This is a genomic window from Rhizobium sp. C1 (assembly GCF_021026335.1).
Taxonomy (GTDB): Bacteria; Pseudomonadota; Alphaproteobacteria; order Rhizobiales; family Rhizobiaceae; genus Ensifer_A.
Genome location: NZ_JAJNCY010000002.1, coordinates 234073 through 260118 on the forward strand (window position 1 = coordinate 234073; position 26046 = coordinate 260118).

Below are 26046 nucleotides of genomic sequence, written 5' to 3' on the forward strand. Positions count from 1 at the left end.
CGCTCTCCGGCCTTCGGGCGGGGGAGGATACGCATGGCAAGACCCGCGACACTCGCCGAATTCCTGGCGGCAAACCCGATTGACGCGCCCAGCAAGACGGCCGCCAAGGAGGCGCTGCAGGCGCTGCGCGACGCGGGCCGCGAGCATGCTCGGCTGAAGGCGCTCGCCGCATCGGACGGTGCGCTGCGCGATTTTGCAGTGGCGGTCCTGTCGCTTTCGCCCTTTCTGGCCGAAACCGCGCGTATCGCTCCCTCGCTTCTCGACATCGCCTTGTTCGGCGACATACAGGCGGAAATCGAAGTCGAAATCCAGGCAGCCCGGGCCTGCTGGACGGCGGGCGAAGAGGCCGGAACAAGCGCCGAGACGGCGCTGATGAACCGCCTGCGGCTCGCCAAGCGCAAGGTCGCCTTCCTTGTCGCCTTCGCCGATCTTGCAGGCTATTTCGGGGCGCGTGACACGACCCTCTTGCTCAGCCGTCTCGCCGAGGCATGCTTGTCCTCCGCCGTCGATTTCCTGCTTCTGTCGCTGCATGAGCAGGGCAAGCTCAGGCTGCCGCATCCTGAAAAGCCGGCCGAGGGCTCAGGCCTCATCCTGCTCGGCATGGGCAAGCTTGGCGCGGCGGAGCTCAACTATTCCTCCGATATCGACGTCGTCGCCTTCTTCGAACCGGAGCGCGGGATCGTCACCGATCCTGACGAGGCATCCGAGACCTTCGCGCGGCTTTGCCGCCGGCTGGTTCGCATCATGCAGGAGCGCACGGCCTACGGCTATGTGTTCCGCATCGATCTCAGGCTTCGCCCCGACCCGGGCTCCACGCCGCTCGCGATCCCGGTCGAGGCGGCACTGATCTATTACGAGGGCCGGGGCCAGAACTGGGAGCGCGCCGCCTTCATCAAGGCCCGGCCCGTCGCGGGCGACATTCCGGCCGGCGAAAGCTTCCTGAAGGAACTCACCCCCTTCATCTTCCGCAAATACCTCGACTATGCGGCCATTGCCGACATCCACTCGATCAAGCGGCAGATCCATCTCCACAAGGGCTTCGACGAGATCGCGGTGAAGGGGCATAACGTCAAGCTCGGACGGGGCGGTATTCGCGAGATCGAGTTCTTCGCCCAGACCCAGCAATTGATTGCCGGCGGACGCATGCCGGAACTGAGGGCACGCCGCACCGACGATGCGCTGGCCGGGCTTGCCCGCGCCAACTGGATCGGCGCGGAAACGGCGGAGACGCTGACGTCTGCCTACTGGTTCCTGCGCGATGTCGAACATCGCATCCAGATGGTGCGTGACGAGCAGACACATATTCTGCCCGACAAGGAAGCCGAACTGAAGCGCATCGCGCTCATGATGGGCTTCAGGGACGTGAAGTCCTTTTCCACTCGTCTCGTCTCGGTTCTGCGGTTGGTCGAGGACCGTTATGCCGAGTTGTTCGAACAGGCGGCGGAACTCTCAAGCGGTTCGGGCAACCTCGTCTTCACGGGCACCCAGGACGATCCCGACACACTCAAGACACTGGGCGGCCTTGGCTTCAAGCGTCCCGCCGATGTGTCCCGCGTCATCCGGACCTGGCATAGTGGCCGCTATCGCGCGACACACTCGGTGGAGGCGCGCGAGCGGCTGACCGAAATGATGCCGAAGCTTCTTGCCGCCTTCGGCGCAAGTTCGCGCGCCGACGATGCGCTCATGCATTTCGACCGCTTCATGGCAGGCCTCCCGGCCGGCATCCAGCTTTTCTCGCTGCTGGGCAATAATCCCCCGCTCCTCGACCTTCTCGTCATGATCATGGCGGCAGCTCCGCGTCTTGCCGGCATTATTGCAGCGCGTCCGCATGTCTTCGACGGCATGCTCGACCCGGCGCTGCTGACCCGCATCCCCGAGCGCGACTATCTCGCCGAGCGGCTGGGGCAGGGGCTTGCCTCCGCCCTCAATTATGAGGATGTGCTGGACGGCCTGCGCATCTTTGCCGCCGAACAGCGCTTTCTGATCGGCATCCGCCTGCTGACCGGTGCCATCTCCGGCGCGCGCGCAGCACGCGCCTTTTCCGATCTTGCCGATTTGACCTTGGAGCGCGCACTTGCGGCCGTCGAAGCGGAGATCGCCGCCGCGCATGGTCGTTTCCCCGGCGGGCGCATCGCGCTCATCGGCATGGGCAAGCTCGGCAGCCGTGAACTCACGGCAGGCTCCGATGTCGATCTGATCCTCCTCTACGACTATGATGATGCGGCGACGGAGTCGGATGGCGAAAAGCCGCTCGACGCCAACCGCTACTTCGCCAGATTGACGCAGCGGCTGATAGCGGCCCTTTCCGCTCCGACAGCCGAAGGCGTTCTCTATGAAGTGGACATGCGGCTGCGCCCGTCCGGAAACAAGGGGCCGGTTGCCACCCGCATGAATGCCTTCGCGCGCTATCAGCGTGAGGAGGCCTGGACATGGGAGCACATGGCTCTGACGCGTGCACGGGCGATTGCCGGCGATCCGAGCCTCATGCAGGAAGCCGACGCGATCATCGGCGAAATCCTGGCGATAAAGCGGGACAGATCAAGGATCGCGGGCGATGTTGCGGAGATGCGGGCCCTGATCGATCAGGAGAAGCCGCCCTCCGGCACCTTCGATTTCAAGCTTATCCCGGGCGGCCTGATCGACATGGAATTCATGGCCCAGTTTCTGGCTCTGATGGCTGAAGGCCGGGTCGAAGCCGGCATTCCTACGAGCGAAGTGCTCCAGAGCCTCGGGCGACAGGCGCTTTCTCAGGAGGAGATGGAGAATGTCGGTGCGACCTTCACGCTTCTGAGCGATCTGTCGCAGGTCATCCGCCTCTGCGTCGATGGCGGGTTCGATCCGAAGGATGCCCCCGGTGGCCTTGTGGACCTTTTGTGCAGAGTGGCGCATTCCCCCGATATCAAGTTCCTCGAAGCCGATCTGAAGGCTCGCACGCGCGCGGTCCGCAAGACCTTTCAGGGGTTGATGAAACTCTCAGGCTGAAAGCTTGACGACATCCGCGAGATAGACGGGAGCAATGCTGGCGGCCGCCGGCACGGGAATGCGCAGCGAGATCGTCGTGCCTCTGCCTTCACGGGAGAAGACCCGGATCCGGCCGCCATGCAGCGTGATGAGCGACTTGGAGATAGCGAGGCCGAGGCCTGAGCCGCCCTGGCTCTTGGCGTACTGGCTCTGCACCTGCTCGAAAGGCTGGCCGATCTTCTTCAGCGCATCGCGCGGGATGCCGATGCCGGTGTCGCTGATCGACAGCGTGACGGCTCCCTCGTGCTTGCGGGCGCGCAGCGAGACCGTGCCGCCATGGCCGGTGAACTTGACCGCGTTCGAGAGAAGATTGAGCAGAACCTGCTTGATGGCGCGGCGATCGGCAGAGAGCATGAGCCCGTCATGGACTTCGCGGTCTATATGGATCGCCTTGCACTCGGCCGTGATCGCCATGCAGCGCACGGCCTCCTCGATCAGCGGGGCCAGATCGACCGGCTCGCGCTCGATCTTGATATGACCGGCCTCAATCTTCGACATGTCGAGAATGTCGTTGATCACGTTCAGAAGGTGCTTGCCGCTGTCGAAGATGTCCTGCGCATATTCGTCGTATTTCTCCGAGCCGAGCGGGCCGAACATGTGGTTCAGCAGCATCTCGGAAAAGCCGAGAATGGCGTTGAGCGGTGTGCGAAGTTCATGCGACATGTTGGCGAGGAATTCGGACTTCGCCCGGTTGGCGGCCTCGGCGCGTTCCTTTTCCGAAATGTAATTGGCGTTGGCGAGCGAAAGCTCGGCCTTCTGCTTCTCCAGGATCTTGCGCGAGGCATAGAGGTCGCCAATCGTAACCATTTGGCGGCGTTCGGATTCGCGCAGGCGTTCCTGGTGGCGCTTGAGGACGGTAATGTCCGTACCGACAGAGACGAGGCCGCCATCACGCGTACGGCGCTCGTTGATCTGCAGCCAGCGGCCGTCTGCAAGCTGCACTTCCGTGGTCTGCGAGCAGACGCCGGCCTGATCCGGATCGGCGATGCGGCGCACGATGACCGGACGGGCGGCGGCGGCGTTGACGGTCGCGCGCTCCGTACCCGGAACCAGAACCCTCTCCGGCAAGCCATATGCCTGCTGATAATGGCTGTTGCACATCACCAGACGGTCATTCTTGTCCCAGAGCACGAAGGCTTCGGAAGTGGATTCGATTGCATCGGCCAGACGCTGGTCGGCCTCTGCATAGCGTTCGGCCAGACGATGCTGCTCGCTGACATCCATGGCGATGCCAATCAGGCGGTCGCGGCCGGACGCGGTACGGATCATCTGGGCGCGGGCGCGCATCCAGACATAGTGGCCGTCTGCATGGCGCATCCGGAAGACGCGGTCGACCTGCCTGGACTCGCCGCGAATGATGGAGCGGGCGAGCGAATAGACGCTGCCGTCGTCAGGATGCATGAGACGCGCGGCATCTCCAAAGCTGAGCATTGCGGCAGCCGGGGGCAGCCCCAGCATTTCATACATGGAGCGCGACCAGAAGAGTGTACGGTTCTGCATGTCGAAATCCCAAAGTCCGCAGCGCCCGCGCGAGAGCGCCGTTTCCACGCGCATGTTGGATTCGACGAAAACCTGGTCGGCGTCGCGGGTCCGCTTCACCTGCGCATAATAGGCAATGAGGATGACAAGCAGGATCGACGTGATGCCGGCGAAGAGCGTGACATTCAGGGAGACCTCGTCGCGCCAGCGCTCGTCGACATCCGCCATGGAGTTGGCGACCAGAATATAGCCGGCGTCGTCGGGCAGGGCGGCAATCGCCATATAGTGGTCCTGGCCGTTGAGTTCCGCATGGAACGTGCCGGCGCGGTCGCCAAAGGCGCTGGTCATGCGCGCATCCGGCGCAACGGAAGAGAGGGATCGCCCGATGTAGGAAAGACCGCCGGGCGATGCCGCGAATACTTGACCCGTGCGCTGCACGAGAAGCACGAAGCCAGCCTGTGGCAGGCGCTCTTGCGGCAGGTATCGGTTGAGAAGCGCCTCGGCCTCGGCGCGCTGTCCGGTCGCGAAATAATCCACATGCTCACCGAGAGCGGCAGAGGCCGCAGCGACCGAAAGAATGGTCGTCTGTCGCACCGCGCTCTCAAGCCGGTCGCGTTCGAGATAAATGCCCATGATGCGCGAGGCGGCGACGACAATGAGAAAGGCGACGATCAGAACCGGGATCGAGCGCTTAAGGATCGGCTCAAGCCGTCCGTTCTGGCGACCGATCGTGAAGGCGCCGCGCCCGCGCGACCCTCCCGCCGGCTGAGCCGAGGCCTGGAACGAATGCCGCATTGCACCCACTCCCGGAAACTTCAAACGCAGCCGACCATCGGCTACGCTTCCCCGTTGCGCGTCCGCCATAATTCCCCGTTCCTGTCCTTGAACACCCGCCTCATGCCCGCATCGCATGAGATGACCGGATGTCACTCGTCCCTGCTGTTGCCGGAGCCAATATCCGGTCTTGGATCGCAGGTGATTCGGGCCGCCGTGCCCGAAGTGATTCTAGTGAATCAAAGCTGATTCCCCTTGTCCAGAGGAAATCGTAACTCTTTTTTAACCATATGAAATCGCGTGTTATTTATCGCTTCCGGCAACCTGTTCAAGGGTTGCGAGCTTGTCCGAATATTGCGATGCACGCACAGGATTCAAAGCGCCCGCAAATCACTTTTTGCGGGCGTTGTGTTTATGCACCGGATTTTTCCGGTCTCAGCTCTCCTTGAGCATGCGCTCGGCGATATCGCGTACATCGACGGAAAGCGTCGAGGTAGAGTCGATCCTCATCAACGCGCGTCTGGCGTGGCCGGCACGCTGCGCCTCAAGCATACGCCAGGACCGCAACGAGGTCAGCAGGCGCGCGGCCAGTTGCGGATTGCGAGTGTCGATATCGAGAACCTGCCCGGCGAGGAAGTCGAAGCCTGCACCATCCGCCCGGGCGAAGCCGGACAGGTTGGAGAAGGCGAAGGTGCCGATGAGCGCCCGCACGCGGTTCGGATTGCCGCCATTGAAACGCGGGCTCTCCATCAGTGCCTTGACCCGATCAAGCGCATCCGGACCCGGCGTGGTGGCCTGGATGGCGAACCACTTGTCGAGAACCAGCGGATTGCCTTCGAAGCGCGTGGCGAAGATCTCCAGCGCATCTGCCGTCTCGGTGCTGTCGGGGTAGTGATGCGCCAGAACCGTCAGCGCATGGCTGAGATCGGTCATGTTGTCGGCCTTGTCGAAGGCCTCGCGCGCCAGCGTCGGGTCGTTGTCGGCAAAGGAGAGATAGGTGAGCGCCGTATTGCGCAGCGCGCGCCTGCCCGCACTTGCCGCATCCGGTGTGAACGGCGCAGTCGACGACATCGTTTCAAACAGCGTGGCGAAAATCTTCCGTCCCGTGAGACCGATGGCGTTAAGAACACCAAGACGGGCGACCAGATTGGCGTCCGGATCGTTGTTCGAACCGATCTCGCGGGCGATATCGCTTTCGCTGGGCAATGCCAGCGCCTGTGCACGGAAGGCCGGCTCAAGATCCTCGTCCGCAGCCGCAGCGAGCAACGCCGCAATGAAGGCCGGATTGAAAGTCGGCGCTTCGCCATTGCGGACTGCCTTGACCGCACCGGTCAGTTCCGGGAGTGCCAAACTGTTCAGCGCCTGCCAGCGGGCAAAGAGGTCGCGGTCATGCACGGCGATCTGCGCCAGGTCTTCCGCCGTCAGCGCGTAATCGACATTGATGGGGGCTGAGAAGCCACGGTTCAGCGACAGAACGGGGCGGGCAGGGATGTTGGTGAAAGTAAAGGTCTGGCTGCGTTCCGTCAGATGCAGCACGTCTTCCGTCACTTCTCCGCCTGTCACGCCTGCCAGTTCAGCCTCATTGCCATTGGGCAGGATGAGGCCGAATTTGAGCGGGATATGCATCGGCTCCTTGCGCGCCTGGCCCGGCGTCGGCGGTACGATCTGCTCCAGCGAAACGGTAAATTCCTGCAGGTCCGCATCGAATTCGGTCGAGACGCTGACCAGCGGTGTGCCCGCCTGATGATACCAGAGGGAGAACTGCTTCAGGTCGCGCTCCGAGACATCCTCGAAGCATTTCACGAAGTCTTCGATGGTGACGGCCTGACCATCGTGACGCTCGAAATAGAGGTCCATGCCCTGCTTGAAAGTCTCGCGTCCGAGGATCGTCGCGATCATGCGTGTCACTTCCGAACCCTTCTCGTAGACGGTCGAGGTGTAGAAGTTGTTGATTTCCTTGTAGCGCGTTGGGCGCACCGGATGGGCAAGCGGGCCCGCGTCTTCCGGAAACTGCTCCGACTTCAGATGCCGCACTTCGGCAATGCGCTTGACGGCGCGAGAGCGCTGATCGGCGGAAAACTCGTGGTCGCGATAGACGGTGAGGCCTTCCTTCAGGCAGAGCTGGAACCAGTCGCGGCAGGTGATGCGGTTGCCGGTCCAGTTGTGGAAATATTCATGCGCGATGATCGCCTCGATATTGGCGAAATCGGCATCGGTCGCGGTTTCCGGATCTGCCAGAACATACTTGTCGTTGAAGATGTTGAGGCCCTTGTTCTCCATCGCCCCCATGTTGAAGTCGGAGACGGCGACGATCATGAAGATATCCAGATCGTATTCGCGGCCGAACACTTCCTCGTCCCAGCGCATGGAGCGCTTCAGCGCATCCATGGCGTAAGCCGCGCGCGGTTCTTTGCCATGTTCGACATAGATCTTCAGCGCGACCTCGCGGCCGGACATGGTCGTGAACGTATCCTCGACGACACCGAGATCGCCGGCGACCAGCGCAAAGAGATAGGACGGCTTGGGATGCGGGTCGAACCACGAGGCGAAGTGCTTACCCTCGCCATAGCCGGCCTTGCCGATGCAGTTGCCGTTTGAGAGCATGACGGGGCAGGTCGCCTTGTCGGCGATGATGTGGACCGTGTAGACGCCCAGCGCGTCAGGGCGGTCGTAGGCATAGGTGATGCGGCGGAAGCCTTCCGCCTCGCACTGCGTGCAATAGACACCGTTCGAGCGGTACAGTCCCATCAATTGTGTGTTGTTGGCTGGTGCCAAGGCCGTCTCAACGGTGATCTCGAAGGCGATTTCTTCCGGCAGTCCGGTGATGATCAGATGCTTGCCGGTTTCCTCGTAGTGGTCGCGCGCAAGCTCGATACCGTCGAGCAGAAGCGAGGTCATCACCAGCTCGTCGCCATCCAGAACAAGCGGTGCATCGAGCGCAGCGCCGGGGCGGCGGTGGAAGAGTGAGCGGGCCGTGACCTTGGTTTCCAGCGGGTGCAACTCGAATGTCAGATCGATGCGCTCAAGAATAAAGTCTGTCGGCGTGTAGTCCACCAGCGTGAAAATCTGGCCTGTTTCAGTGCGCATGAAGTGTCCCGAGTGCGGCGGATCTTTTCCATGTCCCCAGCAAGACGTGGAAATCCGCAAATCCACGCCGGCAGCGTCTCTCTCCAGTCAGCGGGAAAGACACAACTCAGTGCAATTTTGACATCCAATTCTGAATGATTGCTAAAGTTTGCTGCGAATTGACGATACCGAAGTGGGTTTCCTCCGGAAGGGTCACATAATCTCCGCCTTTGTTGAACCGGGCTACGGCGGGCTGCAGCTTTGCCGCATCAATGACTTCATCCTCACTGCCGACAATTGTGAGGAAAGGAGCCTTCACTTGGGCGAGGTCGGATCCGTCGGCGTTTTTCAGCTCCAGCGATTTCACATAGCGCCACGTATAGTCGCTTGTCACAGCATAGCCGAGAGGCCCGTTCCAGACATTTTCGGGAACGGCGTATTGCACGGCGATTTCTTGATCCGACCAGTGGGCACCCAGCGCATTTTGCAGCTTGAGCGCGGCGGTCCGCCACGGCAAGGGAACGGCCCATTGGGCCATTTCCGGTTTGTTGGCAGCGAAGTCGGGCGAGAAGATCGGTGCGAGCAGCAGCAGGCCTGCCAGCTTTATTCGACCAGGTTGAGCGGCAAGTCTTGCCGCCACCGCTGCGCCTGACGAATGCCCGCCGACAACCACCAGATCGCTCGGAGCAGAGGTGGCGGCAACGAGGTCCGCCAGATCATCCGTGGGTTGCCCGACATAACCGATATCCCCGCGGTGCAGGGGATTTTGCCCGTGCCCGCGCAGGTCTAGCGTAAAGACATCCGCAAGCCCGAGCCCGGAGGAAACGCCGCCCGCCAGAGCGGCCAGCTGCAAATCGTCTCCGGTTTCGGCATGCACCAGATAGAGCTTCACGCGGCTTGCCTGTTTGCTCTGGTAATGGCGATAGCCGATCAGCGACCTGTCACGCGCCTCGAAATTTTCAACTTTTGGAATGCCGGACATTTCCCGTGCTGTCAGAACCGGCACGTCCATGATGGCGTTGCGGCGCAGCTCCGCTGCCGGTCGCGGCCGGTTCATGGCGACCATGCTCTGGACAACGAATGCGGAAAAAAGTGCCATTGCAATGAGTGCCAATCCGAGCCATCCGATCGCTTTCATGGCACGTCCTTCCATTATTGAGACGCCTTTTATTTTCGGTGTTCACAATACAAGCATATTCTTTCGATTTTCTGCGTGAATTTGGCGCTATGCGCTCCCGAAACCTGCTAGATTTAGGGAGTCGTCTTCATTTGTGTGCCAGATTGGCACGCCAGCAGTCCGTCGCTGACAAATCCCGGAATCCCCATGCAAAGTACCGCCGCCAACCCCATCCGGGGTATCGTGCTGAAAATCCTGTCCGTGATCGTCTTTCTCGTGATGTCCACCTGCATCAAGCTTGCAGGCAACGGCATGGCGACGGGTGAGATCACCTTCTATCGCTCGTTTTTCGCGATTTTTCCGATTCTCGGCTATCTTGCCTGGCGAGGCGAGTTGCGGACAGCCTTCCAGACCAGAAGCATCTGGGGCCAGATCATTCGCGGCTTTGTCGGGATTGTATCCATGACCCTCAGCTTCTATGGTCTGGTGCGCCTGCCGCTTCCGGATGCGATCGCCATCGGTTACGCCATGCCGCTTTTCTCGGTGATCTTCGCCGCGATTTTTCTCAAGGAGACGTTGCGCGCTTATCGCATCACTGCTGTCATTGTCGGTCTGGCGGGGGTCATGATCATCTCGTGGCCAAAGCTGACGCTCCTGCAGCATGCGGATGCCAATACGGCTGAGGCTGCTCTTGGAGCCATGGCGCTGATCGGATCGGCCATTCTTGGCGCGGTCGCCATGTTGCTGGTGCGCCGGTTGGTGCAGACAGAAAAGAGTTCGACGATCGTCCTCTACTTCTCGCTGACCGCGTCGGTCTTCTCGCTCTTTTCCATCCCGCTCGGCTGGCCCCCGATGACGCTGGAACAGAAACTGTTGCTGATCGCGGCGGGCTTCTGCGGCGGTCTGGCGCAAATTCTGATGACAGAGAGCTATCGTTACGCCGAGGTTTCGACGATTGCGCCCTTCGAATACACATCGATCGCATTCGGGCTGATCGTGTCGTATTTCCTGTTCGGCAATGTGCCGGAACCGCTAATGCTGATCGGAACCGCGATCGTCATCAGTGCCGGCGTCTTCATCATCTATCGAGAAAGCAGGCTCGGTCTGGAGCGCAAGGCCATGCGCAAGCTGGTCACGCCACAAGGGTGATCAGCTTCAAAAAAGAAGTTGCCCGATCATCGGTTGAGGCCCGAAAGCCGCTCGCGGCGACGCTCGGTGCGTTCGCGATAGTCATGGGCGGCCGAAACGGCAAGCTTGACCGACTTGATGGTGCCAGCGAGATTCTGCAGGGGATTATAGCGCATAGCATGCTCCTTACTTCTGGATGAAATCGCTGAACAGCGCCATAGGCTTTGCCGGATTGGCATAGCCGCGTGCGGTCAACTGTTCGTTCGTAGCGATCTGGAAACGGCGATAGGCAGACTGACCCGGGGTGCGGGACATCTTGCGAAGCGTTTCGAACCCGGAGTGGGTAGAGCGGAATGTAGCGTGCATGGCCTTGGTTCCTAAATTTGATTCCTCCCAAGACACGCCTTAATATCGCAATGCAGCATAAATATTGCAACGCGGTAAAAACGGGAAACTGCCATGCGTGATGCGCATGGCTTGCGACACATTGTTGTCAAATAAGGCATGGGATGTCGAAATACTTAATGAAGATCAAGCGTTTGACTGATTCATCCGCTTTTCGAACGCCAGTAAATCCATCCAGGCCAGTCGCTTGCTCAACGGCGCGGTCAGAAGATCCTGCGGGTGCAGCATGGCGATCGCCTCGGTCGGCGGCGTTCCGATTTCAAACCATTGCCCCCGCAGTGCATGGATCGCCTCGGTCGACCCGGTGAAGAACCGCGTCGTGAAATTGCCGAGCAGGACGATGAAGCGGGGCTTGGCGAGCGCAATCATTCGCATTGCAAAGGGCCGGCAGATCTCGGCTTCCGAAGGGGTCGGCGGGCGGCCGCCTGGAGGACGCCAGGGTACGCTATGCGCCAGCGTCGTCTCCGTGACGTCGATGCCTATTGCCGCAAACATCTTCGAGAGCAGTTCGCCGTGCACGCCGGAAAATGCAACGCCCTCGCGGTCGTCCTCGGCGGACGGAGTTGCCCCGAGAATCAAGATTGGCAGCGCTCCCGCTTCGGTCGGGAAGACGCTGTTACGTGCACTGGCCTTGAGATTGCAGCCCTCGAAATTTTCGATCGCCTGCTTCAGTTCCGCCAGGCTCGTCGCGGCCTCGGCGGCGCGGCGCGCCATTTCGACAGCTTCCTCACCGGGAATCGCAACGGCGGTAGAGGACACCGGTCGGGGCGCGGGCTTTGCGTCCGCCTGGCTGGGGCGCTGCGGGCGCTCTCGCGGGGCCGCCCCCTGTGTGGGCGCACGCGTCGCTGCGCTTGCCGCGATGGCTGCCGCAAATTCGGCAAAGCGATCGACGCCCACGTCTTCCAGCAGGAAATCTACGCCCGCATCCGCATGAAAATGCAAAAGCGCGGCCAGTTCTCCGGCATTGAGTTGCGAGGCTTCGATCATGCCTCTTCTTTTAAAGGACGGCGAGGCAACCGGCAAACGCTCATCCACAGGGGTGACGGTCACGAAACCCAGTCGGCGATATCGTCGCGCTCGCCGATCAGCGCGAGACCATGCGCAATCGACAGCAATTCCCCGCCACCCTCGATCCGATCCGCACCAAAGCGGCGGGCAAAAAGGTTGCGCACGGCCGGAACGAAGGATGTGCCGCCGGTGAGGAAGACCTTGCCGACTTCGCTTTCCGGCATGTTGGCTTCCGCCAGCGTCTCGTCCAGCGCCTTTTCCATCAGCGCGATGTCCGGCGCGATCCACGTCTCGAAATCCGAACGCTTCACCACCCGGTCACCGGAGCGGCCCAGGGGCTCGAAATGGAACTCAGCCTCTTCCTGCGACGAGAGCGCGAACTTCGTCTTCGAGATCGCCTGATAGAGCGGATAGCCTTCGTCATGCTCGATCAGGTCGACGAAGAGTTCGAGCTGATCCGGGTCTTCCGCCTGCCGCACGAGCGACTTGAGGTCCTGGAAATCGCGCAGGGTCTTGAAGATCGAGAGCTGGTTCCAGCGGCCGAAATTGGCGTAATAGTTCGACGGGATTTCAAGTCGCTTGCCGAAATTGCGGAAATAGCCGCCCTTGCCGATCTGCGGGCTCACGACATTGTCGATGATCCGGAAGTCGAACATGTCGCCGGCAATGCCGACGCCGCCATGCGCGATTGGTTGCGCCTTCACCTTGCCGGCCACCTTCTCGAAGCGGATGATCGAATAGTCGGTCGTGCCGCCGCCGAAGTCGGCGACGAGAACATTCGTATCCTGCTCAAGATTCTGGGCGAAGTAGAAGGCGGCCGCGACCGGCTCCATGACGAACTGAACATCCGGAAAGCCGAAACGCGCCAGCGCGGTGCGATAGCGCTCCATCGCGAGGTCCGCATCCGCATTCATGCCGGCAAAACGCACGGGGCGGCCGGCAACGATGCGCGTGACGTCGGTGGGCCAACCATCTCCCGCATAGGTCATCATGCGGCGCGTGAAGATTTCCAGCAGGTCTTCAAACGTATGCCGGCGAGCATGCACGATCGTCGACTGGAAGAGGGGGCTCGCCGCGAAGGTCTTGATGGACTGCAGGAAGCGGCACTCGCCCGGATTGTCGATGAAGCTGCGGATGGCTGCAGCACCCGCTTCCACTTTCAGCGCAAGCCCACCCAGATCCTTGTCCTTCATGAAGGAAAGGCACGTGCGCAGGCTTTCCGTCACTTCCGCATTGCTGGTGAAGCTCAGCGATTTTGTCGTGTCGCCGGCCTTGGCGGCCAGCACGGTATTGGTCGTGCCGAAATCGAAGCCGAGGGCGGTCATGGCAAAATCCTTGTCCGGCCGCGGAGGGACGCGGCCTGTGTTTGGGGAGTGTAAGAAATGGCAGGGCGCGCCTGATCGCATGGCGACCGAGCGAAATCAAGGCGCGGAGTATGAAGTTTTTCCGAAATTACATCCGCCGGCCGGCGACGATTGCGCCAAGGCCAACAAGGGCGAGGATCGCCCCGTAGAGCATCCATTGCGGCTGCGCGATCATGAAGCTGGATGCCGGGTAGGGGAAATAACCGCTCCCCTGACCGATCCAGACGAGGCCGAAGAGAACGGCGAGAAAGCCGACGCCAACGACTGCAATACGTTTCATGACCGGTCTCCGTTCCAGGTTTCAAGATAGATCAGATCGACTTCGCTGCACCGCCGTCGCAGCGCACCAGCGTGCCTGTGACGTAGCTTGCGGGTGCGGAGCAGAGGAAAGCTCCGACGCTCGCAAACTCTTCCACCGTCCCGAGCCGCCCCGCCGGGATCGATTTCACCGAAGCCTCGCGCACCTCTTCCAGCGTTTTGCCTGACCGCTTCGCGTTCGCGCCGTCCAGTTCGTCGATCCGGTCGGTGTGGATGCGGCCCGGCAGCAGCAGGTTCGCGGTCACGCCGGCGCCGGCAATCTCTGCAGAGAGCGTCTTGTTCCAGCCGACGAGGGCCGAGCGCAGCGTGTTGGACAGCGCCAGATTGGCAATCGGCTCGAACACGCCGGAGGAGGCCACCGTCAGCACACGCCCCCAGCCGCGCGCCTTCATCTGCGGCACGATGAGGTTGGTGAGCGTGATCACGCTGACAACCATCGACTGGAAATAGGTGTTCAGGTTCTCCGCGGTCAGCACCTGTTCCGCTGTGCCAGGAACGGGCCCGCCTGTATTGTTGACGAGGATATCGACGCCGCCGAGCAACCGCTCGGCCTCACTTGCGATAAAGGCCGGAAAGCCGCTATCGGCAATGTCAGCGGCCACATACTGCGCCTTGCCCTTGCCCTCGGCATTGATCGCCGCGCAATTGGCCGCCAGCTTGTCGGCGCTGCGTCCGCACAGGAGAACATCCGCGCCCTCGCGCGCCAGAGCCACGGCGATCCCCAGCCCGAGGCCGCGAGAGGAGGCGAGCACGAGTGCGCGCTTGCCGGAAATACCCAGATCCATGATGTCTCTCCTTTTATTTCTCTCGACTTATAATCTGATCGACTCGATCCGCAAAGCGGAGATCATCGGCCCTGAAAACCAAATCCAGCCGGATTTTTTCTTGCCATTTAATTGACGTTAACGTAAACGTAAGAGGATAAATCGTTTGTAATTTCGCACATGCAAGAAATGCAAAGGATTTGGCGCATCCACGCTCGACAAGGCGATAAGCCTTTGTCAAAAAGCCTGACCAAATGAAACACCAGGCCGCGCGGGGCGACTTTAAGAACATCTGCGGCTTGCTAGAGGAGAGAGCGATGAGCGGAGAGACAGAACTTCCGGAACGCGAGTCGATGGAATTCGACGTCGTGATCGTCGGCGCAGGCCCGGCCGGTCTGTCGGCCGCCATCCGGCTGAAACAGGTGAATCCGGACCTGTCCGTCGTCGTGCTCGAAAAGGGCGCTGAAGTCGGCGCGCATATCCTTTCGGGCGCTGTCGTCGACCCGATCGGCATCGACGCGCTGCTGCCCGGCTGGCGCGAGGAGGAGGGGCACCCCTTCAAGACCGAGGTCAAGGACGATCACTTTCTGCTGCTTGGCCCAGCCGGCTCGCTGCGTTTGCCGAACGTCCTGATGCCGCCGTTGATGAACAACCACGGCAACTACATCGTCTCGCTCGGCAATGTCTGCCGCTGGCTGGCGACGAAGGCCGAAGAGCTTGGTGTCGAAATCTATCCGGGCTTTGCCGCTGCCGAAGTGCTTTATAACGAGGCCGGCGCGGTGATCGGTGTCGCCACGGGCGACATGGGCATCGAGAAGAACGGCGAGCCGGGTCCGAACTATGCCCGCGGCATGGCGTTGCTCGGCAAGTATGTGCTGATCTCCGAAGGCGTGCGCGGCTCGATCGCCAAGCAACTGATTGCCAAGTTCGATCTCTCCAAGGATCGCGAGCCGCAGAAATTCGGCATCGGCATCAAGGAACTCTGGGAGGTCAAGCCGGAGAACCACAAACAGGGTCTCGTCCAGCACTCCTTCGGCTGGCCGCTCGGCATGAAGACCGGTGGCGGCTCGTTCCTTTATCATTTGGAAGACAACCTCGTCGCCGTCGGCTTCGTGGTGCATCTGAACTACAAGAACCCTTATCTTTTCCCGTTCGAGGAATTCCAGCGCTTCAAGACGCATCCGGCAATCCGTGGCACATTCGAGGGCGGCAAACGCATCTCCTATGGCGCGCGTGCGATTACCGAAGGCGGCTGGCAGTCGGTGCCGAAGCTGTCCTTCCCGGGCGGTGCGCTGATCGGCTGTTCGGCGGGCTTCGTCAACGTGCCGCGCATCAAGGGCAGCCACAATGCCGTACTTTCCGGCATCCTCGCCGCCGACAAGGTCGCCGCAGCCATTGCCGCAGGCCGTGCCAATGACGAGCCGATCGAGATCGAAAACGAATGGCGCGATACGGCTATCGGCAAGGACCTGAAGCGCGTACGCAACGTCAAGCCGCTGTGGTCAAAATTCGGCACGGCGATCGGCGTCGGGCTCGGCGGTCTCGACATGTGGACCAACCAACTCTTCGGCTTTTCCTTCTTCGGTACGCTGAAGCATGGCAAGACGGACGCCGCCTCGCTCGAGCCCGCCTCGCAGCACAAGCCGATCAATTATCCGAAGCCGGATGGTGTGCTGACCTTCGACCGCCTGTCCTCGGTGTTCCTCTCCAACACCAACCACGAGGAAGACCAGCCGGTTCACCTCAAAGTGAAGGATATGACGCTGCAGAAGTCATCGGAACTCGGCATCTATGCCGGTCCGTCTTCGCGTTACTGTCCGGCCGGTGTTTACGAGTGGGTCGAAAAGGACGGCGAGCAGACCTACGTCATCAACGCCCAGAACTGCGTCCACTGCAAGACCTGCGACATCAAGGACCCCAACCAGAACATCAACTGGGTTCCGCCGCAGGGTGGTGAAGGTCCGGTTTATCCGAACATGTAAACTGTGCAGAAGTGCGCAGGCACTCATCAAATCATCAGCAAGGCCGGCCAGGAAATATCCATGAGCCGGCCTTTTTGCGGGAAAGAGGCATTATGGGTTTCACGATCAAGGCCGCCGGAATACCTGACTTCAAACGCATTCAGGAGATCGAGCTTGCAGCGTTTGAAACCCTGCGATCAGCCGGGGCAGTGTCGGGAAAGGCAGAGGCAAGTTCCGACGAAGAGCTTTTCCGCTACCTCGAAGACAACCTGTTGCTTGCAGCGTTCGATGCGGGCGGCGAGTTGCTCGGTTATGCCGGCGCCTACGCGGCTGGCACGGATTTGCATATCGGCGAGATGGACGTCGATCCCCGCTTTCAGCGCCGTGGCGTTGGTCGTTCTCTCATTTCTGCTTTTCTCGCGGAAGGCGGACGACGAAAGTTGAGGGCGGTGACGCTGACGACGGACAGGTTCGCGCCGTTCAACGCCCCCTTCTACGCATCCATGGGGTTTCAGCTTCTCGAGGGTAGCGAGATTCCCGAACGACTGAAGGCCATTCTGGACGGCGAGGTTGGGAGGGGCTTCGATCCAGCCAGACGTGTGGCGATGATCTTTCCGCTCGCACAATAGAGGTTCGTTATCGCCGCGTCGTCATCATCCGCGCGGTCTTTTCCATCCGCCACGAAACCGCGAAGATCGCCAGCCCGATCAGCCCCAGGAACATGCCGACATATCCCGTTGCGGGATAGCCGAAGCCGAGCATGACGACGAGGCCGCCGAGCCAGGCGCCGAGCGCATTGGCGACGTTGAAGGCGGAATGCATGGAGGCGGCGGCAAGCGCCTGACCTTCTGCGGCGACATCCATGAGCCGCGTCTGCACGGCGGGACCGGGCGCAAAGGTGCAGCCGGTGAAGAAGACGCAGAGGCAGAGCATGTAGGGGTTTGCCGCTGTCAGGCTGAAGAGCAGCATGATCGCCATGTTGAAGATCAGCATGCCGCCGATCGTCCCCATGATCGAGATGTCGGCGAGACGCGAACCGACAATATTACCGACATTCATGCCGACTCCGAAGATGCCCATGATGACCGGGATCCACACCGGCGACATCTTGGCGACCTCCAGCGCTGTCGGTGCGACATAGCTGAACACGGCAAACATGCCACCGAATCCGGTCGAGGCGATGAGAAGCGTGAGCCAGACCTGCGGACGCGTGAAGGCGACGAGCTCGCGCTTCATGCTGGCACCTTCCGCTACGGTGTCGCGCGGCACGTAGATGGCGCAGAGAACGACGGTGATAAGACCTATCACGCCGACGCCGCCAAAGACGACGCGCCAGTTCAGGAGCTGGCCGAAGAAGGACATCACCGGCGTGCCGGCCAGTGTCGCAACCGTCAGGCCCAGCATCATCCAGCCAACGGCGCGCGCCCGCATGCCGACGGGGACGAGCGAGGCCGAAACGAGCGCGGCAACGCCGAAATAGGCGCCATGCGGCAGGCCGGTGAGGAAACGCAGGAGCGTGAAACTGGCGAATGTCGGCGCAAGAGAGCTCAGGATATTGCCGAGCGCAAACACACCCATCAGGCTCAGCAGCAGGTTCCGCCGCGAAAGTTTGGCGCCCAGCATCGCAATGATCGGCGCGCCGACGACGACGCCCAGCGCATAGGCGCTGATGACATAGCCCGCCTGCGGGGGCGTCACGTTGAAGGCCGTGGCAATATCCGGCAGTACGCCCATGACGGCGAACTCGCCCGTCCCGATGCCGAAGCCGCCAACGGCAAGCGCAAAAATGACAAGCGCGACTTCGAAGCGAGTGTAGGTGCGGATGCCAGCCTCTTCGGCCGCGGGCATGCTATCGGTGCAGACGGAATCGCTCAAAACGCGCTCTCTCGGAAAAACATCGACGCAGCGCGCAAAGGCGCGGCATCAAACACGGGGGATGTCAGGTATCTGTAATCGACCGAAATGGTTCGACTGCCTTAGGGGTAGCAGAAGCGCTGAGGCACGTAAAGCAATTATTGCATTGCAGCAATTTTCGACGTGTTTAGATCGAGCGCATGATCCCGCCGTCAACGCGCAGATTCTGCCCCGTGATGTAACCGCCGCCGGGGGAGGCGAGGAAGGCGACGGTCGCGGCGATTTCCTCCATCGAGCCATAGCGGCCCATGGGGATCTTCTCGCGCCGCTCATCCTTTTCCGGCAGGCTGTCGATATAGCCGGGAAGGATGTTGTTCATGCGGATATTGTCGGCCGCATATTTGTCGGCAAAGAGCTTTGTGAAGGCGGCCAACCCTGCGCGGAAGACGCCCGATGTCGGGAACTGCGCGTCCGGCTCGAAAGCCCAGGCGGTTGAGATGTTGATGATGGCGCCGCCGCCCTGTGCCTGCATATGCGGTGTCACGAGCCGAGTCGGCCGGATGACGTTGAGCAGGTAATAGTCCATCCCGAGATGCCAGTCCTCGTCCGAAATATCGAGAACCGGCCCCTTCGGCCCATGACCCGCGCTGTTCACGAGCACATCGACACGGCCGAAGCGCTCCAGCGACAGATCGACTAAACGTTTGATGTCGTCGGTGGATAGATTTGATCCCGTGACGCCAAGTCCTCCGAGTTCCGCAGCCAGCGCCTCCCCCTTGCCGGAGGAGGAAAGGATCGCGACCTTGTAGCCATCGGCGGCCAGCTTTCGCGCCGCAGCAGCGCCCATGCCGCTACCGCCTGCCGTGATCAGTGCCACTTTCAAATCGCTCATCCTGTCCTCCGAAGTCGGTGCGCGGGCTTATTCCCCGCACACCGACTCCTATACGGGTTTTCCCGCCCTTAGAACCCCGCCAGCACGAGTTTGCCCTTCATTCGGTTGGTTTCCACCAGGGCGTGGGCCTTCTTGAGGTTTGCAGCGTTGATAGTGCCCAGCACCTCGGTCAGCGTTGTCCGGATCGCGCCAACCTCGACAAGCCCGGCAACCTCATTCAGCAACTGATGCTGCCGCTCCATGTCGGCGGTCTGGTAGAGCGGCCGCGCGAACATCATTTCCCAATGGACGGACACCGCCTTCGACTTGAACGGCATGATGTTGAAGGTCGCCGGGTCATCGATGAGCGCATAGCGTCCCTGCGGGGCAATCAGCGCGGCGACGTCGCCGATATAGCTGTCGGACTGGTTGGTGGAGAAGACGAAGCCCGGCTGGCCGATCTTCAGTGCGGTAACCTGTTCGGCCAACGTCTTCGTGTGGTCGACGACATGGTGCGCGCCCAGCATCTTCACCCAGTCCATGGTTTCCGGCCGCGAGGCGGTGGCGATGACGGTGAGATCGGTCAGGGCGCGGGCAATCTGGATCGTCATGGATCCGACGCCGCCGGCCCCGCCAATTACCAGTAAGGCGTTGGCCGCGCCCGGCACCGCATCACCAACCTTAAGCCGGTCGAACAGGGTTTCATAGGCGGTGATCGAGGTCAGCGGAAGTGCGGCAGCTGCCGGAAAGTCGAGATTGGCGGGCATGCGTCCGACAATACGCTCGTCGACCAGCTGAAACTCGGCATTCGACCCGGCTCGATTGATCGCCCCGGCATAATAGACGCGGTCGCCCGGCTTGAAGAACGTCGCATCCGGCCCGGCCTTGACGACAACGCCGGCCGCATCCCAGCCGAGAACGAAGGGCTGGCCGTTCGCAGGGGCACGATTGGCGCGTAGCTTGACGTCGACGGGGTTCACCGAAACCGCCTTGATCTCGACAAGGATATCGCGCCCGGCCGGCTCGGGAACGGGAAGCTCCAGATCAATCAGCGAGTTTTCATCGGAAATCGGCAGAGGTTGTGAATAGGCGACGGCACGCATCAGTCTTCTCCTGTGTTTGAAAGACAGGAGCTATTAAGGTACTAAAGAAGAAAGCCGCAAGAATGCACATTTTTGGCCAGTAGTACCAAAAAGGATACTGTCAATGTCTCGCCCCAGAGCCAAACTCGTCAAGGATTTTCCAGGTTGCGCCGTCGAGGCCGCGCTGAGTTTCATCGACGGCAAGTGGAAAGGCGTGCTGCTTTTTCATCTTCTGGCGGGCACGCAACGCTTCAACGAGCTGCGCCGCAAGCTGCCTTCGGTGACGCAGCGCATGCTGACCCGGCAATTGCGAGAACTGGAGGAGGCGGGGCTTGTCCGCCGCACGGTTCACCCGGTCGTTCCGCCGCATGTTGATTATGATCTGACGCCGCTCGGACGAAGCATGGAGCCGGTGATCCGGTCGTTGGCGATCTGGGGCCGCACTTACGTCTTCTGCGCCCAGGACGAGGCACATGTCGTGCCGCCGAAGGAAACGACGGAACTTCAGGGGGACGCTTTGCGTTACTTCGCAGACAGAGCATAAAAAACCGGCCCCGTTTCGGAGCCGGTATGTACGGTGTGGACGTGAAGATCGATCAGCCGCCGAAAAGCGAGGCGAGGAAGGACTTCTTGCCGCCCGTCGGTGCATCGTTGCCGAGGCTTTCGACGACAACCATGGTGTGAATTTCGCCGCGCTTGAAGTACTTCAGGAACGCGTAATAGTCCTTGAAGGCAATGCAGCCTGCGGAATCGCCAGGGCGACGACGCAAATAGGAATGCGTCAGGATACCGTCGCGGCCGAACATCTTCGACGGATATTGAGGCGTCATGCGAAGCGCCGGAACACCGTGGAAAGGGCTTTCGCGCATGGATAGCCGGTAGGTATTCGGCGGCGTCGGGCCCTTGGTCTTGACGTTCTTGTACTTCGGGTTGTCGCGATACTGACCGAGACCGGAATGCGCTTCGAAGCGCGTACCATCGGGCATGTAAACCGTCTTTGCCGTAATATCGTAGATGGCGACGCCAGCCTGCATCTTCGGCATCACGGCAGCCTTGCGCGGCAGGCCCATCTCTTCATTGTCGACCTGCGGGCTGGCATAGGCCAGAGCCTGCTTGGGCGCTTCGTTCTTGGCAGCGACCGGCGGAGCGGGCGGTTTGGGCCAGCCTTCGGGCCGCGCCATCGGCAGCGGCGCGTCGAAATCCGGGTCCTGCATCACCAGGCTGAAGCGGTTTTCTGGGCTGTCGGGCGTTGCAATGCTTGCGACCTGCTGATCGGCCTGCGGCTTTTCCGGAACGGATGCGGTGGCGACGAGCGGTGAATCTTCGATCTTGGGCGCTTCTGTCGGCGTCGGCACACTGGCCAGACGCATCATGTTCTTCATGTCGGCCTGCGCAAAAACCTCTGCCTTCTTCGGCAGGACCGAAACGTCCACGGAAGCCACGGCTTCGCGCGGCGGCACGGTGTAGGACTTGGCGGCATGTGTCACGACGGCGTCGGCCACGAAGGGATAGAGACGCGAGGATTTCTCGGCGCGAATGTTGCGCGCTTCGTACTGCTCCTTGGTCGGAGGCAGGGGATCCGTCAGCGTGAGGCGAATCTTGCTGGTTTCAGCCGGTGCGTTATGCGTGGATGTAACGGTAGCAAATGCGATCAACAGCGCTGTCGCGCCCGTTGCTGCAATCGCCGCGCCCTGGGACATGCTCAATCCGGTAGCCTTCGTCGCTGTCGCCTTTTGCGGACGGAGGGGGACCCGGAAACCGCCGGCGATATCTGCCACATTTGCCATTAAACTCGGCTCCACTCGTTACGCAGACCCGCACCGGAGCAAGACTTGCTCTGCGGGGAACTGATGAGCCTAGTGTGACAAACTATGGTAACCAAATGGTTTACGCGGCCTTCTGAATTGTAAGCATGCCTAAAACAACGCGTTAAAGATATGACCTTATTGGCCATTTTACGGCATGAGTCAACAAATTCGGCCTTCTGCAAGCCTGTGGTGGTTACCGGCTCCCTCGAAATACCAGAATGCAAAAACCGCGCCGGAAGGTCCGACGCGGTTAGGAATATGCGAGAGCTTGCTTGCGCGAAGCATTCTGTCCCTTATCGGGCTTCTTCTTCTTGTCATGTACTGGGGAAGCGATCACGTGGCGATCCGTTCGACTTCGGATCAGTGCATCGTCATCCATTCGCGGGCTTCGCGCAGCGCCTGGGCCAGCTGCATCTTGGTCATGTTCGAGGAGAGGTCGGCGCGCAGCGCTGCGGCGCGGTCGGAGCCTTTGATCGCGGCTATATTCAGCCACTTGTGTGCGGCGACCAGATCGACATCGCAACCGCGGCCCGCCGCATACATCAGTCCCATTTCGCAAAAGACATCCGCGCGGGTTTCGCAGCCCATCGTCGAAGTCTCGTTCATTTCAAATCGTGCCATTGTCTTTATCCCTGTGCCTGTTTTGTCGTGTTCTTGTTTGTTTTGTTTAGTCCCTGTTTTCCCTTGCGGGTCACCTTGCTGGCCCCGCCCGTCTTCTCGCGGACTGGGGCCTGCCTGGTGCATCTGGCCGGGTTGTTTCCCGTGCTCGTCTTATGGCTTCACTATCCCACGTGCCTTTCAACAGGCGCTTAAAAGGCATCCTTAATTGGACGAAAACAAAGTTCAAATGATTGGTAAACTTGGTTTTTTGTTAAACATTACAAGCCCTGAGAAGCCGGGCTTTTGGCGCAAATTTTACGGATTATTCAATCTCCGATTTCAACGAAACGCTAACCAAGCGAGACGAAGGCTTTTTGGAAAGGCGGAGAAACGGCGCCCGAAATGCGACAAGAATCCCATTTACCTTTACGTGCGCGGAAGATATTGTTCTTCTGTCGCCACGCCTTGAAAGGGCTTGGCAGGCGCTGGTTTTCATAGGAGCATGGCGAATGCTCTCCGCAGAGGATGCGCGGAGGCAGGCTCGCCTTGGAGGAGGTCTCTGAATGATGAAGTTGATTTCGGCAGCAATCGTGATTTCGGCTTTCGCTGCGCCGGCTTTTGCAGCTGAGCCGATAGAGGGCACCTGGAAGCGGCCGAGCGGCACGCTGATCCAGTATTCCGGTTCCGGCGACAAATTTTGCGGCACTGTGCTGAACGGCGAATACAAGGGCAAGTCCATCGGCTGCATGTCCGGCAAGGGCGCCGACTACAAGGGAAGCGTCAACAAGCTCGACGAAGGCAAGACCTATTCTGGTAAGGCCCATGTCGAAGGAAAGACAATGACGCTCTCGGGCTGCGCCCTTGGCGGCCTCATCTGCAAGAGCGAGAGCCTGACCCGTCAGTAATTCATCGCGGGTTTCCGGAAGTTTTGGAAGGCTCGGCGGCAGCGCCGGGCCTTCTGTTTGTTTGGGCGCCTTATGGCGAACGCCCCTATGCCGTTCACCATTCTGAATGCCGGCTGAATGCAGGCCTCAGACCCTATTCAGTCCCGTCTTGCTACAACCTTATCATCAAGACGCAGGTTGATAGGGAGTTCGCGTGAGATGGAAAAGCAGGTTCGGCGCATGGTGATTATCGTTCTGATGGGCGTGGTCTTCGGCCTGTCGACCTCGGCTGTCGTCACGTCCACATCGGGCAGCAATGTCCGCTTCTATCACGGTCCCGAAGTCGCCTGCGTACTGACGGCCGATCCGGTCTGCGGCTTTCAGAAATGAAAGCCGGCCAAATGGCGCGGTGACTGTCGATTGCTTGTTACATAGTTCCGTCTATAATGGGACATGGACAAGCGAATCTTCCCCACCCGACCCCTTCCTTTCATTTCTCCCGATCCGTACGAGCCGCAGGTTTTCGACGATCCTGCTGCTGCCGTGGATGCGCTGAAGGCGCTCTACGAGCGCAACACGGCCTTCCTGAGCGATGCCTTCAAGGCGATTGCCAGTGGCGTGACGCCCGGCTCGCGCTTCCGGGCCTTTTATCCGCAGGTCTCCATCGAGACATCGAGTTTCGGTCACATCGACAGTCGTCTTTCCTATGGTCACGTCACCGCACCCGGCGTCTACACGACCACAATCACCCGGCCTGAACTTTTCCGTCACTATCTGAAGACACAGCTCGAACTGCTGATGAAGAACCACGGCGTGCCTGTCGTCGTGTCGGAATCGACGACGCCGATCCCGCTGCATTTCGCCTTCGGCGAGGGCGCGCATGTCGAGGCGAATTTCGTCGAGGGCGCGGAAGTGCAGCTGCGTGATCTCTTCGACACGCCGGACCTGAACACCACCGACGACGAGATCGCCAATGGCGAATATGAACCGGCACCCGGCGAGCCGAGCCCGCTTGCGCCCTTCACGGCGCAGCGCATCGACTATTCGCTGGCGCGGCTCAGCCACTACACGGCAACCAGTGCAACGCATTTCCAGAACTTCGTCCTCTTCACGAACTACCAGTTCTATATCGACGAATTCTGCAAATGGGCGCGCGAACAGATGGCCGACGGCGGCAATGGCTACTCCGCCTTTGTCGAGCCCGGCAACATGATCACCTATCCTGGCGAGACCGAGCCGAGCGAGGGTGGCGCGCCCCGTCTGCCGCAAATGCCGGCCTATCACCTGAAGAAGAAGGGCCATGCCGGGATTACCATGGTCAATATCGGCGTCGGCCCGTCCAACGCCAAGACAATCACCGACCATATCGCCGTGCTGCGCCCGCATGCCTGGCTGATGCTCGGCCATTGTGCCGGCCTGCGCAACTCGCAGCGCCTCGGCGACTATGTCCTGGCCCACGCCTATATGCGCGAGGATCATGTGCTCGACGATGACCTTCCGGTCTGGGTGCCGATCCCGGCGCTGTCGGAGGTTCAGGTAGCGCTTGAAGAGGCCGTCGAGGAAGTGACTGGTTATAACGGCTACGAACTGAAGCGCATCATGCGCACCGGCACGGTCGCGACCATCGACAACCGCAACTGGGAGCTGCGCGATCAGCGTGGTCCGGTGAAGCGGCTGAGCCAGGCCCGCGCCATCGCGCTCGATATGGAATCGGCGACGATTGCCGCCAACGGCTTCCGCTTCCGCGTGCCTTATGGAACGCTGCTATGCATCTCCGACAAGCCGTTGCATGGCGAGTTGAAACTGCCCGGCATGGCCACCGCCTTCTACCGGACGCAGGTCAACCAGCATCTCCAGATCGGCATCCGCGCCGTCCAGAAAATGGCCGAAATGCCCTCCGAGAAGCTGCATTCACGCAAGCTTAGAAGCTTCTTCGAAACCGCGTTCCAATAAGCTGCAAGGGCGGGCAGGGGGATGACAAGATGGAGCTTGCCGACCTAGGCGACCGCATCTGCATCCTCGGCCCGTCCAACAGCGGCAAGTCGACGCTCGCAGATGCGATTGCGCGCAAGCGTGGCCTGACACCGATCCATCTCGATCAGCTCTATCATCTGCCCGGCACCGATTGGGTGGCGCGACCGCGCGAAGAGTTTGTCGCCCTCCATGACGAGGCGATCGCCGGCGAACGCTGGGTCATGGACGGGAATTATTCTGTCTGCATGCCGCAACGCTTTACCCGTGCTACGGGCGTTATCCTCCTCGAAGTATCCACCGCGCTCAGCTTGGCCCGCTATTTCCGCCGCACGTTGTTTCAGAAGAGCCGTGTCGGCGGCCTTAAGGGCGGGCAGGACAGCATCAAGTGGATGATGATCCGCCATATCACGGTGGCGACACCGAAGAACAAGGCCCGCTATCGCAGGATGTTGGACGATATGCCGTTGCCCAAGATCTACCTTCCGTCAGCGGGTGCGATCAGCGCCGTCTATCGGCAATGGGAGCTGGAACGGTAACGAATCTGGTTGTGCTGCATCGAAACAAGCTT

At 60.6% G+C, this 26046-nt stretch carries 23 protein-coding genes; 9 read left to right on the forward strand and 14 right to left on the reverse strand.

Features of this window, described 5'->3' with window-relative positions; translation table 11 throughout:
• Nucleotides 1-33 precede the first annotated feature (33 nt).
• Entirely contained in the window at nucleotides 34-2982 is a 2949-nt protein-coding gene (locus LQK83_RS06675) for a bifunctional [glutamine synthetase] adenylyltransferase/[glutamine synthetase]-adenylyl-L-tyrosine phosphorylase (RefSeq protein ID WP_230836586.1), read from the forward strand.
• On the opposite strand, the gene LQK83_RS06680 is transcribed toward LQK83_RS06675, so the two are convergent.
• The 3 genes from LQK83_RS06680 to LQK83_RS06690 form a co-directional block, all read right to left on the reverse strand.
• The gene (locus LQK83_RS06680) at nucleotides 2974-5364 is read right to left on the reverse strand and encodes a PAS domain-containing sensor histidine kinase (protein WP_230836587.1); all 2391 of its coding nucleotides are present in this window, start codon (nucleotides 5362-5364) and stop codon (nucleotides 2974-2976) included. The two genes, LQK83_RS06675 and LQK83_RS06680, sit on opposite strands and share 9 nt — an antisense overlap.
• A 345-nt stretch (nucleotides 5365-5709) precedes the next feature.
• On the reverse strand, nucleotides 5710-8361 hold the full coding sequence (gene pepN / locus LQK83_RS06685) for an aminopeptidase N (protein ID WP_230836588.1): 2652 nt from the start codon (nucleotides 8359-8361) through the stop codon (nucleotides 5710-5712).
• A 106-nt stretch (nucleotides 8362-8467) separates the two neighbouring features.
• On the reverse strand, nucleotides 8468-9478 hold the full coding sequence (locus LQK83_RS06690) for an alpha/beta hydrolase (RefSeq protein ID WP_230836589.1): 1011 nt from the start codon (nucleotides 9476-9478) through the stop codon (nucleotides 8468-8470).
• Nucleotides 9479-9664: 186 nt separating this feature from the next.
• Here LQK83_RS06690 and LQK83_RS06695 point away from each other — a divergent pair, with 186 nt between their 5' ends.
• Nucleotides 9665-10606, forward strand: coding sequence for a DMT family transporter (locus LQK83_RS06695; protein ID WP_230836590.1), 942 nt, complete (start codon nucleotides 9665-9667; stop codon nucleotides 10604-10606).
• A gap of 26 nt (nucleotides 10607-10632) precedes the next feature.
• Here LQK83_RS06695 and LQK83_RS21620 read toward each other — a convergent pair whose 3' ends face one another.
• From LQK83_RS21620 to LQK83_RS06720, 6 genes are all read right to left on the reverse strand, one after another.
• Nucleotides 10633-10761 carry a hypothetical protein gene (locus LQK83_RS21620; RefSeq protein WP_269065307.1) on the reverse strand — a complete coding sequence of 43 codons (129 nt, stop codon included), beginning with the start codon at nucleotides 10759-10761 and terminating at the stop codon, nucleotides 10633-10635.
• 10 nt (nucleotides 10762-10771) lie between these two features.
• Entirely contained in the window at nucleotides 10772-10951 is a 180-nt protein-coding gene (locus tag LQK83_RS06700) for a hypothetical protein (protein ID WP_230836591.1), read from the reverse strand.
• Between the two features lie 165 nt (nucleotides 10952-11116).
• Nucleotides 11117-11977, reverse strand: a complete 861-nt coding sequence (locus tag LQK83_RS06705; RefSeq protein WP_230836592.1) for a uracil-DNA glycosylase — start codon at nucleotides 11975-11977, stop codon at nucleotides 11117-11119.
• Nucleotides 11978-12036: 59 nt separating this feature from the next.
• Nucleotides 12037-13323 (reverse strand): Hsp70 family protein, encoded by a 1287-nt coding sequence (locus LQK83_RS06710; protein ID WP_230836593.1) that lies wholly within the window; start codon nucleotides 13321-13323, stop codon nucleotides 12037-12039.
• 127 nt (nucleotides 13324-13450) lie between these two features.
• Nucleotides 13451-13642, reverse strand: coding sequence for a hypothetical protein (locus tag LQK83_RS06715; RefSeq protein ID WP_230836594.1), 192 nt, complete (start codon nucleotides 13640-13642; stop codon nucleotides 13451-13453).
• Nucleotides 13643-13673: 31 nt separating this feature from the next.
• Complete coding sequence (locus LQK83_RS06720) at nucleotides 13674-14465, reverse strand: SDR family oxidoreductase (RefSeq protein WP_230836595.1); 792 nt, start codon at nucleotides 14463-14465, stop codon at nucleotides 13674-13676.
• 296 nt (nucleotides 14466-14761) lie between these two features.
• Here LQK83_RS06720 and LQK83_RS06725 point away from each other — a divergent pair, with 296 nt between their 5' ends.
• Both LQK83_RS06725 and LQK83_RS06730 read left to right on the forward strand, forming a co-directional pair.
• Nucleotides 14762-16426, forward strand: coding sequence for an electron transfer flavoprotein-ubiquinone oxidoreductase (locus LQK83_RS06725; protein WP_230836596.1), 1665 nt, complete (start codon nucleotides 14762-14764; stop codon nucleotides 16424-16426).
• A 92-nt stretch (nucleotides 16427-16518) separates the two neighbouring features.
• Nucleotides 16519-17034 (forward strand): GNAT family N-acetyltransferase, encoded by a 516-nt coding sequence (locus LQK83_RS06730; protein WP_230836597.1) that lies wholly within the window; start codon nucleotides 16519-16521, stop codon nucleotides 17032-17034.
• Nucleotides 17035-17041: 7 nt separating this feature from the next.
• Here LQK83_RS06730 and LQK83_RS06735 read toward each other — a convergent pair whose 3' ends face one another.
• The 3 genes from LQK83_RS06735 to LQK83_RS06745 all read right to left on the reverse strand — a co-directional run bounded on the left by LQK83_RS06735 (nucleotide 17042) and on the right by LQK83_RS06745 (nucleotide 20233).
• Nucleotides 17042-18280, reverse strand: a complete 1239-nt coding sequence (locus tag LQK83_RS06735) for an MFS transporter (protein ID WP_442966718.1) — start codon at nucleotides 18278-18280, stop codon at nucleotides 17042-17044.
• Between the two features lie 166 nt (nucleotides 18281-18446).
• The gene (locus LQK83_RS06740) at nucleotides 18447-19151 is read right to left on the reverse strand and encodes an SDR family oxidoreductase (RefSeq protein WP_230836598.1); all 705 of its coding nucleotides are present in this window, start codon (nucleotides 19149-19151) and stop codon (nucleotides 18447-18449) included.
• 68 nt (nucleotides 19152-19219) lie between these two features.
• Nucleotides 19220-20233 (reverse strand): zinc-binding alcohol dehydrogenase family protein, encoded by a 1014-nt coding sequence (locus LQK83_RS06745; RefSeq protein ID WP_230836599.1) that lies wholly within the window; start codon nucleotides 20231-20233, stop codon nucleotides 19220-19222.
• Between the two features lie 103 nt (nucleotides 20234-20336).
• On the opposite strand from LQK83_RS06745, the gene LQK83_RS06750 reads away from it, so the two are divergent.
• Nucleotides 20337-20756: a winged helix-turn-helix transcriptional regulator gene (locus LQK83_RS06750; protein WP_230836600.1), complete on the forward strand. Its 420-nt coding sequence runs from the start codon at nucleotides 20337-20339 to the stop codon at nucleotides 20754-20756.
• A 52-nt stretch (nucleotides 20757-20808) separates the two neighbouring features.
• Here LQK83_RS06750 and LQK83_RS06755 read toward each other — a convergent pair whose 3' ends face one another.
• Both LQK83_RS06755 and LQK83_RS06760 read right to left on the reverse strand, forming a co-directional pair.
• Nucleotides 20809-21912 carry a DUF2778 domain-containing protein gene (locus tag LQK83_RS06755; protein ID WP_230836601.1) on the reverse strand — a complete coding sequence of 368 codons (1104 nt, stop codon included), beginning with the start codon at nucleotides 21910-21912 and terminating at the stop codon, nucleotides 20809-20811.
• A gap of 468 nt (nucleotides 21913-22380) precedes the next feature.
• Nucleotides 22381-22641 carry a sel1 repeat family protein gene (locus LQK83_RS06760; RefSeq protein WP_230836602.1) on the reverse strand — a complete coding sequence of 87 codons (261 nt, stop codon included), beginning with the start codon at nucleotides 22639-22641 and terminating at the stop codon, nucleotides 22381-22383.
• A gap of 542 nt (nucleotides 22642-23183) precedes the next feature.
• Between LQK83_RS06760 and LQK83_RS06765 the strand changes: the two genes are divergently transcribed.
• From LQK83_RS06765 to LQK83_RS06780, 4 genes are all read left to right on the forward strand, one after another.
• Nucleotides 23184-23525 (forward strand): DUF2147 domain-containing protein, encoded by a 342-nt coding sequence (locus tag LQK83_RS06765; RefSeq protein WP_230836603.1) that lies wholly within the window; start codon nucleotides 23184-23186, stop codon nucleotides 23523-23525.
• Nucleotides 23526-23723: 198 nt separating this feature from the next.
• Nucleotides 23724-23894 carry a hypothetical protein gene (locus LQK83_RS06770; RefSeq protein ID WP_230836604.1) on the forward strand — a complete coding sequence of 57 codons (171 nt, stop codon included), beginning with the start codon at nucleotides 23724-23726 and terminating at the stop codon, nucleotides 23892-23894.
• A gap of 63 nt (nucleotides 23895-23957) precedes the next feature.
• Complete coding sequence (locus LQK83_RS06775; protein WP_230836605.1) at nucleotides 23958-25457, forward strand: AMP nucleosidase; 1500 nt, start codon at nucleotides 23958-23960, stop codon at nucleotides 25455-25457.
• A 29-nt stretch (nucleotides 25458-25486) separates the two neighbouring features.
• Complete coding sequence (locus LQK83_RS06780) at nucleotides 25487-26014, forward strand: AAA family ATPase (protein WP_230836606.1); 528 nt, start codon at nucleotides 25487-25489, stop codon at nucleotides 26012-26014.
• The last annotated feature ends 32 nt before the right edge of the window (nucleotides 26015-26046 follow it).